Source organism: Bacillus sp. EB106-07-01-XG149 (assembly GCF_058791555.1).
In genome coordinates, this window is the sequence record NZ_JBYTDP010000002.1 from 141,461 (window position 1) to 156,437 (window position 14,977).

Consider the following 14,977-nt stretch of genomic DNA (forward strand, 5'->3'; position numbering starts at 1 on the left):
TTCGCACCTCTTCATTTTACTCTTACACGCAGTAAAACCCCTCACCTCGAGTTAGGTGAGGGATTTTATTCTACGAGCTCTATTTCATTATAAGTTTCACTTTATTTTACAAGAAAAACTTACGAATGTCATTCCAAGTTACAACTAACATAAGTAACATTAATAATGCAAAACCAATAAAGTGAACCATTCCTTCTTTTTGGCGGTCAATTGGTTTCCCTCGTAACGCTTCAATTAAGAAGAAGAACAAACGTCCACCGTCTAAAGCAGGGACTGGTAGTAAATTAAATAAACCAAGGTTAATACTTAAAACTGCTGCTAAACTTAATACACGCGTAAATCCATAATCTACAACTTGATCTGTTAGATTATAAATTCCCACTGGACCTGACAACTCATTAATAGAGAATTGACCAGTTACTAATTTCACAAGTGAATCAAAAATTAGTTTTGTCCATTGGTATGTTTGTTCAAATCCTGATTTAATAGAACCCATTACTGTTTTCTCTACTGGAGAGTAAACACCAATTCTACCTACTTCGTCTTTTCCTTCTTTATCGAGCGTTGGCGTTACTTTTACATTAAACTGTTCACTATCACGCTTTACTTGTAACGTAATTTCTTTATTTGGGTTTTCACGTACAATGGTAACAACATCTTTCCATGTACTTGTGTTTTTCCCATCGATTGCTTGAATTGTATCATTTTCTTTTAATCCAGCTTGCTCGGCTGCACTATTTTCCATTATTTTTCCGACCATTGGCTTGTCAACAGGAACACCTTGTACAAATCCAAGAATCACAAAAATAACAAATGCTAAAATGAAGTTCATTGCAGGACCTGCAAAGATTGTTAAGGCACGTTGACCCAATTTCTTGGAGCCGAACTGCCTATTATACGGAGCAATTTGTATTTCTTCACCAGCAGTAATAATACGAGCCTTTTCATTCACTCGGAATGTTTGAAGCTCTTCCTCGTACTCTTCATAGCCCGAAATTGTTAAATTATGCTCTAAATCAGCTTGTTCGACTTCAATGACACGAACATTTGGATACTTTTCATATCCATCAAAAACTAATTTCGCAACCTCGTCTTTTTCATTTAATACAAGGCCAACCTTTTTTCCAGGCTTTAACTCAACTGTGTCTGCATCTTCGCCAGCCATTCTTACATAGCCACCAAGAGGCAGTAATCGAATCGTATACACCGTTTCATTCTTTTCAAATGAGAATATTTTCGGACCAAAACCAATCGCAAACTCACGGCATAAAATACCTGCTCTTTTTGCGAAATATAGATGCCCTAGCTCATGGAAAAATACGAGTGCACCGAAAATTAATATAAAGGCAATCGCTGTATTCAATTCCATAACCACCTTTGCTAAATTTGTTCCATCACAAACCGTCTTGTGGCTGCATCAATTTCCAGAATTTCCTCTAAGCTCGGACGTGCAATGACATTGTGATGGTTCATTGCTTTTTCAATGAGGTCTTCCACTGTTAAGAAACCAATTCTCTTTTGTAAAAAAGCTTCAACAGCTACTTCATTCGCTGCGTTCATTACAGCTGGCATACTTCCACCTGTTTTTCCAGCTTCATACGCAAAACGTAGGCAACGGAATCGTTCTTGGTTCATTTTCTCAAAATGCAACGTCCCTATTTCCCATAAGTTTAACTGTTTTGTGTCTGATAGAGGCAATCGATCAGGATATGTAAGTGCGTATTGAATTGGTACTCGCATATCAGGTGAGCCAAGCTGTGCCATTACACTACGATCTTCAAATTCAACCATAGAATGGATAATACTTTCTTTATGTAAAACAACATCGATTTGCTCATAAGGGATACCAAAAAGCCAATGTGCTTCAATTACTTCTAGCCCCTTATTCATCATTGTAGCAGAATCAATTGTAATTTTCGAACCCATTGACCAGTTTGGATGTCGAAGCGCATCTTCTACGGTCACATGATGCAATTCATCTCTCGTTTTATCACGGAAACTTCCACCGGAAGCCGTTATAATTAGTCGAGAAATTCTTTTTTCATTTTCACCATTCAAACATTGAAAAATAGCTGAATGTTCACTATCTACTGGAAGTAACGAAACATTATGTTTTCGTGCCGCTTCCATTACAAGATGCCCTGCAGTTACTAACGTTTCTTTGTTTGCAATTCCAATTGTTTTTTTCGCCTCAATTGCACGAAGTGTTGGTAACAACCCTACGCTACCTACAACAGCATTTACTACAATCTCCGCATCTGGATGTAATGCTACTTCTAAAAGCCCTTCACTACCATATACAACTTTTGTATTACCAGAGACAGCTTGTAATTTTAAAACATCTTCCTCTCTTTGCACAGAGACGATTTGCGGAGAAAATTCTTGAATTACCTTTACTGCGTAGTCAATATTTTTCCCTACAGAAAAAGCAACGAGACGGAATTGGTCTGGGTGCGAGCGTAATACATCTAAAGTTTGTGTACCAATTGATCCGCTTGCACCTAATAAACTAATGTTTTTCATGACTCCAACCCCTCGTTCATTTATTAATTGTATTGTAATAAGAAGTAGAGAATTGGTAAAACGAATAACCAACTATCTGTTCGATCTAATATACCACCATGTCCAGGTAAAATTGTACCTGAATCCTTTACGCCATAATGACGTTTAAATGCAGATTGTACTAAATCACCAATTTGTCCAAAAATAGAAATGATAATTGTCAACACAATTAAAATCCCTACATTAGCCTCAACTGGGAAGAACATATTGTAAACAAGTGCCACAATAATTCCACAAACGATGCCACCTAACGAACCTTCAATCGTTTTATTTGGACTAATTTCTGGCCACAACTTCCTCTTTCCTAATGCCTTTCCTACGAAATATGCGCCTGAATCAGTAGCCCATATAACAAATAATGCACAAAACACATATTTAATTCCTAATATTCTCGTTTCATTCAAATATAGGAATCCCATTCCAACATATGTTGTTGCCATTAGTAAAAATGAAGCATTGTCAAAAGTAAATGTATTCTTAGAAAGGACTGTATATGATAAAAGTAATAAAACAATCACAAATGTGATTTCTAATTTACCTAATCCAATCTGCGTAAACAGTTCTGATGCACTACTTGGAATTAAAATAATCCATAATAATACTGCAGCTAAAACTGTTGGTATTGAAATAAGCGTAAGCTTATTCATACGAATTAATTCATATAAACCTATAGAAGCAAGTGCATACACTAAAACCGTAAAAGGCACGCCACCGTAAATTACGATGGGAATGAATAGCGCGGCAGCAACCACTCCAGTAATAATTCTCTGTTTCACTACCAAACCCTCTCTTTCTACACGCCTCCGAATCTGCGCCCTCTATGCTGAAAGTCTGTAATCGCATTTAGCAAATGTTCCTCGGTAAAATCTGGCCAATACACATCTGTAAACCAAAATTCCGAATATGCAATTTGCCATAACATGAAATTACTAATACGTAGCTCTCCGCTCGTACGGATTAACAACTCTGGGTCAGGTAAAGAACTCGTCATTAAATAAGAAGAAAGCATTTCTTCACTTACATCTTCAACACGAATTTTTCCTTCCTCACTATCTTTCACCATATGTTGCACAGCAGAAACGATTTCATCTCGACTTCCATAGTTTAACGCGAAATTAAGAATTAATCCCGTATTCTCTTTCGTATCTTCCATGGCCTTTTCCATCGCTCTGCGTGTATGCGTAGGAAGACGATCTTGTTGTCCTATTACTCGGACTTGTACGTTCTCTTCAATCAATTCTGGTAAAAATGTACCTAGAAATTCTTCTGGAAGCCTCATTAAATAGTCAACTTCCTTTTTCGGTCTTTTCCAGTTCTCAGTTGAAAAAGCATAAAGAGTTAATACTTTCACATTAAGTTTGCTTGCAAATTTTGTGATTTTCTTTACAACTTGCATGCCTTCATGATGTCCCGCAATACGAGGCATCGCTCTCCTCTTTGCCCATCTTCCATTACCATCCATAATGATGGCAATATGTTCTGGGATGTATCCTTTTTTCACTTTTTCAACGAGATGATCAAACGATGCGACCTTTTTACTTTTAAAAAAAGGAAAGTTTTTAAACATCATTCATACCCTCCAGCAAGCAGACGTATGCCTAAAAGTGTAAAAAGACCCCCTTAAGAAGAGGGTCATATTTGCGAAGGTATCGCTATTACACTTCCATGATTTCTTTTTCTTTGTTTTTTGCGATTTCGTCAACTTTTGCAATATATTTATCTGTTTCTTTTTGGATATCTTCAGTATATCCTCTTAAATCATCTTCTGTAATATCGCCAGCTTTTTCAAGCTTCTTAAGATCATCGTTACTGTCACGACGTACGTTACGAACAGCAACTTTTGCTTCTTCAGCATATTTTTTCACAACTTTTACAAGATCGCGACGACGCTCTTCTGTTAATGCAGGGAATGCAATACGAATTACAGTTCCATCATTAGAAGGATTTAAGCCTAAATCTGCTTTTAAGATTGCTTTTTCAATATCACCGATAGAAGTTTTATCATAAGGTTGAATTACAAGTAAACGTGCTTCTGGAACTGTAATGTTCGCTAATTGCACAACAGGTGTTGGTGCACCATAGTAATCAACTTGTACCTTATCTAATACAGACGAGCTTGCACGACCTGCGCGAACTGTTGCCAATTCACGAGAGTAAGCAGCAACTGCTTTTTCCATTTTTTCATTTGAAGACTTCAATACTTGTTGTCCCATATTTATTTCCCCCTTACAACTGTTCCGATATTTTCGCCTAAAACGGCACGTTTAATGTTACCTTTTTCCATAACTGAGAATACAATTAATGGAATATCATTGTCCATACATAAAGAAGAAGCTGTTGAATCCATTACACCTAAACCTTCTTTTAATACATCTAAGTAAGTAAGTGTTTCGTATTTCGTAGCTGTTGGGTCAAGAGATGGATCTGCATTATATACGCCATCTACATTGTTTTTCGCCATTAAGATAACGTCTGCTTCGATTTCCGCTGCACGTAGTGCTGCTGTTGTATCTGTAGAGAAATATGGGTTACCTGTACCTGCTGCAAAGATCACAACACGTTTTTTCTCTAGATGACGAACTGCTTTACGACGAATGTAAGGCTCTGCTACTTGACGCATTTCGATTGAAGTTTGAACACGAGTTTGAATTCCAATGTTCTCCAGGCTATCTTGAAGAGCTAATGAGTTCATAACTGTTGCTAACATACCCATGTAATCCGCTCCAGCACGATCCATTCCCATTTCACTTCCGATTTTTCCACGCCAAATGTTTCCGCCACCAACAACAACAGCAACTTCTACATCAAGTTCTGCAATTTCTTTCACTTGTTCCGCAACTGATTTAATAACAGATGGGTTAATTCCAAATCCTTGTTCGCCAGCTAACGCTTCTCCGCTTAGCTTTAATACGACACGATTATATTTCGGTTTACTCATAATGAACCTCCAATTGCTTACATCTTTATTTTAAAAAAGGGAACACAATGTGTTCCCTAATCTGTATTAGTTACTACCTTTTACTTGGTTCATTACTTCTTCAGCAAAGTTGTCTTCGCGTTTTTCGATACCTTCACCAACAGCGTAGCGAACGAATCCTTTTAATGTTCCGCCTTTTGACTCAACGAACTGACGAACTTTCATATCAGGGTTTTTAACGAATGCTTGGTCAAGTAAGCAAATTTCTTCGAAGAATTTGCCAAGACGGCCTTCAACCATTTTTGCAACGATTTTTTCAGGCTTGCCTTCGTTTAAAGCTTGTTGTGTTAATACTTGACGCTCATGCTCAACTTCTTCAGCTGTTACAGCATCGCGGTCGATGTATTTAGGGTTAACTGCTGCGATGTGCATTGCTACATCTTTAGCAGCAGCTTCGTCAGTAGAACCTTCAAGAACTGTTAATACACCAATACGTCCACCCATGTGTAGGTAAGCGCCGAATGCATCAGCATCAGTTTTTGTTACGATTTCGAAACGACGAAGTGTAAGTTTTTCACCAATTTTAGCGATTGCTTCGTTGATGTGCTCTTCTACTGTTTTGCCGCCTTCAATTGTTTGAGCCATAGCTTCTTCAATGTTAGCTGGTTTGTTAGCTAATAAGTGAGCAGCTAATTCTTTAATTAATGCTTGGAAACCTTCGTTTTTCGCAACGAAATCAGTTTCAGAGTTTAATTCTAAGATTAAACCTTCGTTACCGTTTGTTTCGATGAAAGTTAAACCTTCAGCAGCGATGCGGTCTGCTTTTTTAGCAGCTTTTGCAATACCTTTTTCACGTAAGAAGTCAATTGCTTTCTCCATGTCGCCATTAGTCTCAGTTAAAGCTTTTTTGCAGTCCATCATACCTGCGCCTGTTTTTTCACGAAGTTCTTTTACCATTTGTGCAGTGATTGCCATATTTTTCATCCTCCTAAAATATGTATTTATACCTTTTATAAAGGTGTTTATACCTTAAAAAAGGTGATAAAAGGCCGAACCCCTTATCACCTTTCCAAATTTGTTACGCAGTAACAGTTTCTTCACCTTGTTTTGCTTCAAGGATCGCGTCTGCCATTTTAGATGTAAGAAGTTTTACAGCACGAATTGCATCATCGTTTGCTGGGATAACGTGATCGATTTCGTCTGGATCACAGTTTGTATCAACGATACCGATGATTGGAATGTGTAATTTGCGTGCTTCAGCAACTGCAATACGCTCTTTACGAGGGTCTACTACGAATAATGCACTTGGAAGACCTTTCATATCTTTAATACCGCCTAAGAATTTCTCAAGACGCTCTAACTCTTTTTTAAGTTGAACAACTTCTTTCTTAGGAAGTACTTCGAAAGTACCATCTTCTTGCATTTTTTCAATGTCTTTAAGACGCTTGATACGCTTTTGGATTGTTTGGAAGTTTGTTAAAGTTCCACCTAACCAACGTTGGTTAACGAAGTACATACCAGCACGAGTTGCTTCTTCTTTAATAGCTTCTTGTGCTTGTTTTTTAGTACCTACGAATAAGATGTCTCCGCCTTCAGCAGCGATGTCACGCATCGTTCTGTAAGCTTCCTCAACTTTTTTCACAGTTTTTTGTAAGTCGATGATGTAGATACCGTTACGCTCTGTGAAAATGTAACGCTTCATTTTTGGGTTCCAACGACGAGTTTGATGTCCGAAATGAACACCAGCTTCAAGCAATTGCTTCATAGAAATTACTGACATAATATAGTTCCTCCTAAATGGTTTTTGATATCCTCCGTTTACTTCATCTCTAAGCGAAACTACAAACGTAGCACCAACACTTAAATCAGTAAACGTGTGTACTTTGTACTGACACCACTGCTTACTATATCATACTGAAATATTACAATCAAGTCGAAAATGCGAACAATGTAAAACTTTCTTTGTTCACACTCGAATTCTAGTATTACCAACCTGTATTTCCTTTAAGCAAAAAAATAAAATTCAATTCATAGCTTTTCCGAAAAATACGATTATGACGCTATTTACAAACAACATCAATCTTTTATACAAAAAAACTCTCCTCAAAAAATGAGGAGAGTTTTATAAATTAGTTTGTTTTTAATTTAGCAAGTTCCTGTAGAAACTTGTCATTTAGCACTTTAATGTATGTTCCTTTCATACCTAAAGAGCGAGACTCAATAACACCAGCACTCTCTAATTTACGAAGTGCATTTACGATTACAGAACGAGTAATTCCTACGCGATCAGCAATTTTACTTGCAACAAGTAAACCTTCTGTTCCATTTAATTCTTCGAAGATATGCTCGATTGCTTCTAACTCACTGTAAGATAATGAGCTAATTGCCATTTGAACAACAGCTTTACTACGTGCTTCCTCTTCGATTTCTTCTGCTTTTTCACGTAAGATTTCCATACCTACTACAGTTGAACTGTATTCAGCAAGGATTAAATCATCGTCTAAGAACTCTTGACCAAGACGAGCTAACACTAATGTGCCTAGACGCTCACCGCCACCAACGATTGGTACGATTGTAGTTAAACCTTGACCGAATAATTCTCTATTTTCTACTGGGAATGCTGTGTAAGCACTGTTTACATCTAAGTTTGAAGATGTTTCTGTAATGTTGAATAAGCTTTGCGTGTATTCTTCCGGGAATTGACGCTCTGCAAGCATTTGTTTCATACGCTCATTCTCAATTTGTTGGTGAATTGCATAACCTAGTAATTTACCACGACGGCTTACTACGAATACGTTCGCTTCGATTACTTCACACATTGTGTCAGACATTTCTCTAAAGTTTACAGGCTTTCCTGCTGCGCTCTGTAATAACGCATTTAATTTTCTTGTTTTTGCTAATAATTCCATTTCAAAAGTTCCTCCTACATGTTACTTACATATTTTTTCATCACTTGGAAACTAGGGCGAGTCACCTGATGACACTATTACAAAATAAACTGGCTCACATCTTTATTTTTAGCAATCGTTGCTAATTTCTCCTCAACGTATTGAGGTGTTATCGTTATTTTCTCTAACGTAATTTCAGATGCTTCAAACGATAAATCTTCAAGGAGTTTCTCCATAATCGTATGAAGTCTTCTTGCTCCAATATTATCTGTATCCTGATTAACTTGATAAGCAATCTCAGCAATCTTACGAATAGCTTCGTCTGAAAATTCAATTTCTATACCTTCAGTCGCTAATAAAGCCATATATTGTTTAATTAACGCATTGTCAGGCTCGATTAATATTTTAACAAAATCATCTGTCGATAATTTTGTTAATTCTACTCGAATCGGAAATCTCCCTTGCAGTTCCGGAATTAAATCCGACGGTTTAGACATATGAAACGCTCCAGCTGCAACGAATAAAATATAATCCGTTTTTACTGATCCGTATTTTGTCGCAACATTCGATCCTTCTACAATTGGTAAAATGTCACGTTGCACACCTTCACGTGATACATCTACGCTATTCGACTGCTTACCAGCAATTTTGTCAATTTCATCGATAAAAATAATCCCGAGCTGTTCAGCACGATAAACAGCCTCTTGTGTAACTTCATCCATATCAATTAAGCGCTGTGCTTCCTCATTTGTCAAGAGTTTTCTTGCTTCTTTCACAGAAAGTTTACGTTTTTTTGTTTTTTTCGGCATAAAACTTCCTAATGCATCTTGGAAATTCATTCCCATTTGTTCCATGCCAGTTCCTTGTAACATATCGAACATGGAAGACTGTTGCTCAGTCACTTCAATCGATACAATTTCATCTTCAAGAAGTCCTGCAGCAAGCTTTCTTTCCACATCTTGACGTTTCTTTTCGATTTCAACATCTTCCTGTGCATCCGATGTTTGATTTGAATTTTGAGCACCGCCAAATAGCATTTCTAATGGGTTTTTAAATCCAGATTGTTTCTCCGGACTCGGTACTAAAATTTCAACAAGACGTTGGTTCGCTTGTTCTTCTGCTTTGTCTTGTACTTTAATTACCATTTCTTCTTTCACGATACGAACTGACGTTTCCACAAGGTCACGTACCATCGATTCTACATCTCTACCTACATATCCAACTTCTGTAAATTTGGTAGCTTCAACCTTAATAAAAGGTGCTCCAACGAGTTTCGCCATTCGTCGTGCTACCTCTGTTTTACCAACACCTGTCGGTCCAATCATTAAAATATTTTTAGGTGCAATTTCATCACGTAGATTTTCAGCTAATTTACTTCGACGATATCGATTTCTTAAAGCTACAGCAACCGCTTTCTTCGCATCTTTTTGACCGATAATGTATTGATCTAATTTTTCCACAATTTGACGCGGAGTAAAATGTAAATGCATATAAAATGCCTCCCTTACGATTCTACAATTCTTCCACAATTATATTGTGGTTTGTATAAACACAAATATCGCCAGCAATATCTAAACTCGCTTTCGCAATTTGCTTCGCTGTTAAATGTTCACTTGCATATTGCTTTAAAGCACGACCTGCAGAAAGCGCATAATTCCCACCAGATCCAATCGCTAAAATACCATCATCCGGTTCAATCACTTCTCCTGTACCTGAAACAAGAAGCATAGTTGTTTTATCCATGACAATGAGCATCGCTTCTAGCTGACGTAACATTTTGTCGCCACGCCATTGTTTTGCCATCTCAACTGCAGCACGCTGCAAGTTCCCATTGTACTCTTCTAATTTCCCTTCAAACATTTCAAAAAGAGTAAATGCGTCAGCAACGGAACCTGCAAAGCCAGCTAAAACTTTCCCTTGGAAAAGTTTACGGACTTTACGAGCTGTATGTTTCATTACAACTGCATTTCCCATTGTCACCTGACCATCTCCAGCCATTGCACATTCTCCATTATGATGAACTGCAAATATCGTTGTAGCGTGGAAATTTCCCATAGAAAAAACTCCTTTATATGTTTTTATAGCTTTAAAAGCAATTTATGCCCGCGGGTGATGCTTCATGTAGACCGAACGCAATCTTTCTTTAGAGACATGCGTATAAATTTGTGTTGTCGACAAATTCTCATGACCAAGTAGCTCCTGTACAGTACGTAAATCTGCCCCTTCATCTAACATGTGTGTAGCAAATGTATGCCTTAACATATGGGGACTTATCCGCATTGTCAGTGAAGCCTTCTTAATGAGTTCGTTTAATACATAACGTACCCCTCGACTTGTTAGCGGCGTGCCTTTCGCATTTAAAAATACCATATGAGAGTGTTCTTCAGTTTTGTGAGCTAACTGTTTTCTCCCGTTCTCTATATAAGTAATTAAAGCATCTTGCGCATAGCTTCCGAACGGAATATACCTTTGTTTTTTTCCTTTTCCCATTACTAAAATTGTTCCCACCGCGAAGTCAATATCGGTAAGTTGTAAATTGACACATTCACTCACACGGATTCCAGTCGCATACATCAACTCTAATAAAGCTTGATTCCTTTGACCTAGCGGCGTTTCCGTATCAGCAACTTCAAATAATTCCTCTAATTCTTCAGCATATAAAAACTTTGGGATTGACAATTCTTTTTTGGGGAGTGACGCAAGTGCAAACGGATTATCTTTCCGATAACCTTCACGCATCAAAAAACGATATAAACTTCGTAAGCTTGATACTTTTCTTGCGACAGATTTACGGGCTAACTTTTCATCGTGCAACGTCGTTAAGTACAAACGAACATCCGTGTATGTAACATCTAAAAAAGAGGATATGCCTTCTCGCTCCATAAATTGCACAAAATGTTCTAAATCATTTTGATAACTTGCAATTGTATATTTTGAATAATTTCTTTCAATTTGTAAATATCCAACGAATAATTGTAACAATTTCTTCACATTCACACAATTCACCTCAATAAAGGCTACTAAATCGTATCACAACTTAGTAGCCTTTGCAAGAAATTTAACTAAATATTTACAAAATTTTGAATTGTTTCTAAAGCGCGTGTTGCATATGCTTCATTTCGTTCTGCTTTCCTCTTAACTTTCTTCTCTAACGGTGCAAACAAACCGAAGTTTGCATTCATTGGCTGGAAGTTTTTCGCGTTTGTCGCAGTAATATAATTCGCCATACTTCCCATTGCAGTTACAGGCGGTAACACAACCGGTTCTTCACCTTTCACAAGTCGAGCAGCGTTAATACCCGCTAGTAATCCTGACGCCGCTGATTCAACATATCCCTCTACTCCAGTCATTTGACCAGCGAAGAATAAATCATCACGTTGTTTATATTGATATGTTGGACGAAGCAAGTTAGGTGAATTAATAAACGTATTACGATGCATTACACCATAACGTACAATCTCTGCGTTTTCCAGTCCTGGAATCAACTGTAACACTTCTTTTTGTGGTCCCCACTTTAAATGCGTTTGGAAACCTACGATATTGTATAACGTTCCTGCTGCATCATCTTGACGTAACTGAACAACAGCATATGGCGTTTTTCCTGTTTTCGGATCTTCTAATCCAACAGGTTTCATCGGTCCAAATACTAGCGTCTGTCTTCCTCTACTTGCCATAACTTCTACCGGCATACAACCTTCAAAGAAAATTTCTTTTTCAAATTCTTTTAAAGGTACTGTTTCAGCAGCAATTAAAGCCTCGTAAAAACGGTCAAATTCCTCTTCCGTCATTGGGCAGTTTAAATATGCAGCTTCACCTTTATCGTAACGAGACTTTAAATATACTTTATTCATATCAATGCTGTCTTTCTCAACAATCGGTGCTGCAGCATCATAGAAATAAAAATAATCTTCACCTGTTAATTCTTTTAATTGTGCAGCAAGATCAGGAGACGTAAGTGGACCTGTCGCGATAACAGTAGGTCCTTCTGGAATTTCAGTAATTTCTTCATTCATTACAGTTACGTTCGGATGGTTTTTCACATACTCCGTTACCTTTGCCGCAAATTCATGACGATCTACAGCTAAAGCCCCTCCTGCTGGTACAGAGCACTCATCAGCTGCACGAATAATAACAGAGTCCATTAAACGCATTTCTTCTTTAATAACACCAACAGCGTTTGTTAATGTGTTTGCGCGAAGCGAGTTACTGCATACTAACTCTGCAAATTTATCTGTGTGATGAGCTGGCGTTTGCCTTACTGGTCTCATTTCATATAATTTTACTTGGACACCACGTTTTGCAATTTGGTAAGCTGCTTCACTTCCTGCAAGACCTGCGCCAATGACGTTTACTACTTGTGTTGTCATATTTATCACCTTTCCTTTTCTTCCCGAAAAAAATGTGAGCAGTTACGCTCACATTTGTTGTTCTTCTTCATAATCACACGAAATACATTGTACTTGCACGCCTTTTTTCAACTTCTTCTCTACAAGCATACCTTCGCACTTCGGACATTTACGACCAATTGGTTTATCCCAAGATACAAAGTCACACTCTGGATACGTACCGCATCCATAGAAAAGACGTTTCTTTTTATTACTACGGCGTTCAATAATTTGACCTTTATCACACTTCGGACAAGTAACACCGATTTCTTTCACAATCGGTTTTGTATTACGACAATCTGGGAAATTCGAACAAGCCATAAATTTCCCGTATTTACCCATTTTAAAGACCATTGGGTGATCACACAATTCACAGTCTTCCCCAGCTGGTTCATCTTTAATTTCCACTTCACGCATTTCTTTTTCCGCTTTTTCTAAACGCGGTTCAAAGCCTACGTAGAAATCATCAACAATTTTTACCCAATTCGCATTTCCTTCTTCTACTTCATCAAGACTTTGCTCCATGTTAGCAGTAAATTCAATGTTAATAATTTCTGGGAAAAACTCTAAAATAAGTTCAATTACTATTTCACCAAGTTCAGTTGGAACGAAGCGTTTATTATCCAAACCTACGTATCCACGTTTTTGAATCGTTTCAAGTGTCGGCACGTAAGTCGACGGTCTTCCAATTCCAAGCTCTTCAAGTGTTCTTACTAGACGAGCCTCTGTATAGCGCGGCGGAGGTTGTGTAAAATGTTGCTTCGGTTCTAAATCCTTCGAAAATACCGTTTCCCCTACTTCTAAAGGTGGCAACATTTTATCCTTTTCTTCAGCCCCGTCATCTTTCGACTCTACATACACTTTCATAAATCCTGGAAACTTTACAACCGATCCACTTGCACGGAACTGAACATTGTTATTAATGAGTCTAGCTGTCACAGTATCCATTATAGCAGACGCCATTTGACTTGCAACAAATCGCTCCCAAATCAGTTTATACAACCGAAGTTGATCACGACTTAAGAAACTCTTTAGTTCCTCTGGCCTTCTCATTACCGAAGTAGGACGAATTGCCTCATGCGCATCTTGCGCGTTCGACTTTTTCGTTTCTTTCTTCTTTTCTGTCCCTATGTATTCCGCACCAAACGCCTCAGTAATGTAAGTACGCGCCTCTGTTTGAGCTGTTTCTGAGATACGTGTTGAGTCAGTTCTCATATACGTAATAAGACCTACAGTCCCTTGCTTTCCAAGATCTATACCTTCATACAATTGCTGCGCGAGCATCATTGTTTTCTTTGCTCGCATGTTTAACTTACGCGCTGCCTCTTGTTGCAAGGAAGATGTTGTAAACGGTAATGCAGGATTACGTTTTCGCTCTTTTCGCGTTACATTTTCAACTGAAAACGCATTATCTTTCATCTGTTCAATTATTTCATTCACTTGCGTTTCATTCGTTAATTGAACTTTTTCACCATCTACACCGTAAAAGCTTGCTTCAAATGTGTCTTTCCCCTTCACAAATTCTGTCTTAATTGTCCAGAATTCTTCAGGCTCAAAGATTTGAATTTCTTTTTCACGTTCGATAATTAAACGAACTGCTACAGATTGTACGCGTCCTGCACTTAATCCTTTTTTTACTTTCTTCCATAATAAAGGACTAATATTGTAACCAACCAGACGATCTAGTATACGCCTTGCTTGTTGTGCATCTACTAAATCCATATTAATCGCACGAGGGTGTTTAAATGATTCTTTTATTGCATCTTTTGTAATCTCATTAAACACAACTCGACAATCTGATTCAACGTCCACATTTAACGTATTGGCTAAATGCCAAGCAATTGCTTCCCCTTCGCGGTCTGGATCGGCCGCGAGATAGACTTTCTTTGCTTTTTTGGCCGCTGATTTTAAATCTTTTAAGACGGGACCTTTACCACGAATGGTAATATACTTCGGGGTGAAGTTGTTCTTTACTTCTATCCCCATTTGGCTTTTAGGTAAATCGCGAACGTGTCCCATAGACGCGACAACTTTGTATTTTTTCCCTAAATATTTCTCAATGGTCTTCGCCTTAGAAGGCGACTCCACGATTACGAGGTAATCTGACATGCTAGTGCCTCCTTAAGAGGTGGATTCAAGTCTTCATCAATCTTATTGATTTCTCTTGTTTTTGTCAATCAAGAATGAATATACCATACAGCGCCTATCTACCATTTGTCAATAAT

Annotated in this window: 14 protein-coding genes; all 14 read right to left on the minus strand. The window is 37.9% G+C overall.

Going from position 1 to position 14,977, the window contains the following annotated elements:
- Positions 1–106: 106 nt before the first annotated feature.
- The 14 genes from rseP to topA all read right to left on the minus strand — a co-directional run bounded on the left by rseP (position 107) and on the right by topA (position 14,861).
- On the minus strand, positions 107–1,363 hold the full coding sequence (gene rseP, locus AC3WTA_RS06700) for an RIP metalloprotease RseP (RefSeq protein WP_001090237.1): 1,257 nt from the start codon (positions 1,361–1,363) through the stop codon (positions 107–109).
- Between the two features lie 17 nt (positions 1,364–1,380).
- Entirely contained in the window at positions 1,381–2,523 is a 1,143-nt protein-coding gene (gene dxr, locus AC3WTA_RS06705) for a 1-deoxy-D-xylulose-5-phosphate reductoisomerase (protein ID WP_000790369.1), read from the minus strand.
- 23 nt (positions 2,524–2,546) lie between these two features.
- The gene (gene cdsA / locus AC3WTA_RS06710) at positions 2,547–3,338 is read right to left on the minus strand and encodes a phosphatidate cytidylyltransferase (protein WP_000813578.1); all 792 of its coding nucleotides are present in this window, start codon (positions 3,336–3,338) and stop codon (positions 2,547–2,549) included.
- 17 nt (positions 3,339–3,355) lie between these two features.
- Complete coding sequence (gene uppS / locus AC3WTA_RS06715; protein ID WP_000971311.1) at positions 3,356–4,132, minus strand: undecaprenyl pyrophosphate synthase; 777 nt, start codon at positions 4,130–4,132, stop codon at positions 3,356–3,358.
- Positions 4,133–4,217: 85 nt separating this feature from the next.
- Entirely contained in the window at positions 4,218–4,775 is a 558-nt protein-coding gene (gene frr / locus AC3WTA_RS06720) for a ribosome recycling factor (protein WP_000531506.1), read from the minus strand.
- 2 nt (positions 4,776–4,777) lie between these two features.
- The gene (pyrH, locus tag AC3WTA_RS06725; protein WP_000042667.1) at positions 4,778–5,500 is read right to left on the minus strand and encodes a UMP kinase; all 723 of its coding nucleotides are present in this window, start codon (positions 5,498–5,500) and stop codon (positions 4,778–4,780) included.
- Between the two features lie 66 nt (positions 5,501–5,566).
- Positions 5,567–6,454 carry a translation elongation factor Ts gene (tsf, locus tag AC3WTA_RS06730; protein ID WP_001018585.1) on the minus strand — a complete coding sequence of 296 codons (888 nt, stop codon included), beginning with the start codon at positions 6,452–6,454 and terminating at the stop codon, positions 5,567–5,569.
- Positions 6,455–6,557: 103 nt separating this feature from the next.
- Positions 6,558–7,259, minus strand: coding sequence for a 30S ribosomal protein S2 (rpsB, locus tag AC3WTA_RS06735; RefSeq protein WP_000111484.1), 702 nt, complete (start codon positions 7,257–7,259; stop codon positions 6,558–6,560).
- Between the two features lie 349 nt (positions 7,260–7,608).
- On the minus strand, positions 7,609–8,388 hold the full coding sequence (codY, locus tag AC3WTA_RS06740; RefSeq protein WP_000421290.1) for a GTP-sensing pleiotropic transcriptional regulator CodY: 780 nt from the start codon (positions 8,386–8,388) through the stop codon (positions 7,609–7,611).
- Positions 8,389–8,465: 77 nt separating this feature from the next.
- Positions 8,466–9,857: an ATP-dependent protease ATPase subunit HslU gene (gene hslU / locus AC3WTA_RS06745; RefSeq protein WP_000550070.1), complete on the minus strand. Its 1,392-nt coding sequence runs from the start codon at positions 9,855–9,857 to the stop codon at positions 8,466–8,468.
- A 22-nt stretch (positions 9,858–9,879) separates the two neighbouring features.
- Complete coding sequence (gene hslV / locus AC3WTA_RS06750) at positions 9,880–10,422, minus strand: ATP-dependent protease proteolytic subunit HslV (RefSeq protein ID WP_000526271.1); 543 nt, start codon at positions 10,420–10,422, stop codon at positions 9,880–9,882.
- Between the two features lie 42 nt (positions 10,423–10,464).
- Positions 10,465–11,364, minus strand: a complete 900-nt coding sequence (xerC, locus tag AC3WTA_RS06755; protein WP_001101249.1) for a tyrosine recombinase XerC — start codon at positions 11,362–11,364, stop codon at positions 10,465–10,467.
- A 65-nt stretch (positions 11,365–11,429) separates the two neighbouring features.
- The gene (gene trmFO / locus AC3WTA_RS06760; protein ID WP_000211997.1) at positions 11,430–12,734 is read right to left on the minus strand and encodes an FADH(2)-oxidizing methylenetetrahydrofolate--tRNA-(uracil(54)-C(5))-methyltransferase TrmFO; all 1,305 of its coding nucleotides are present in this window, start codon (positions 12,732–12,734) and stop codon (positions 11,430–11,432) included.
- A gap of 48 nt (positions 12,735–12,782) precedes the next feature.
- Positions 12,783–14,861, minus strand: a complete 2,079-nt coding sequence (gene topA / locus AC3WTA_RS06765; protein ID WP_001286953.1) for a type I DNA topoisomerase — start codon at positions 14,859–14,861, stop codon at positions 12,783–12,785.
- Positions 14,862–14,977 lie beyond the last annotated feature (116 nt).

Coding starts and splice junctions, on each gene's coding strand:
- topA (WP_001286953.1), bottom strand. CDS start 14,861: ATGTCAGATTACCTCGTAATCGTGGAGTCGCCTTCTAAGGCGAAGACC.
- codY (WP_000421290.1), bottom strand. CDS start 8,388: ATGGAATTATTAGCAAAAACAAGAAAATTAAATGCGTTATTACAGAGC.
- tsf (WP_001018585.1), bottom strand. CDS start 6,454: ATGGCAATCACTGCACAAATGGTAAAAGAACTTCGTGAAAAAACAGGC.
- rpsB (WP_000111484.1), bottom strand. CDS start 7,259: ATGTCAGTAATTTCTATGAAGCAATTGCTTGAAGCTGGTGTTCATTTC.
- frr (WP_000531506.1), bottom strand. CDS start 4,775: ATGGGACAACAAGTATTGAAGTCTTCAAATGAAAAAATGGAAAAAGCA.
- uppS (WP_000971311.1), bottom strand. CDS start 4,132: ATGATGTTTAAAAACTTTCCTTTTTTTAAAAGTAAAAAGGTCGCATCG.
- pyrH (WP_000042667.1), bottom strand. CDS start 5,500: ATGAGTAAACCGAAATATAATCGTGTCGTATTAAAGCTAAGCGGAGAA.
- dxr (WP_000790369.1), bottom strand. CDS start 2,523: ATGAAAAACATTAGTTTATTAGGTGCAAGCGGATCAATTGGTACACAA.
- trmFO (WP_000211997.1), bottom strand. CDS start 12,734: ATGACAACACAAGTAGTAAACGTCATTGGCGCAGGTCTTGCAGGAAGT.
- hslV (WP_000526271.1), bottom strand. CDS start 10,422: ATGGGAAATTTCCACGCTACAACGATATTTGCAGTTCATCATAATGGA.
- hslU (WP_000550070.1), bottom strand. CDS start 9,857: ATGCATTTACATTTTACTCCGCGTCAAATTGTGGAAAAATTAGATCAA.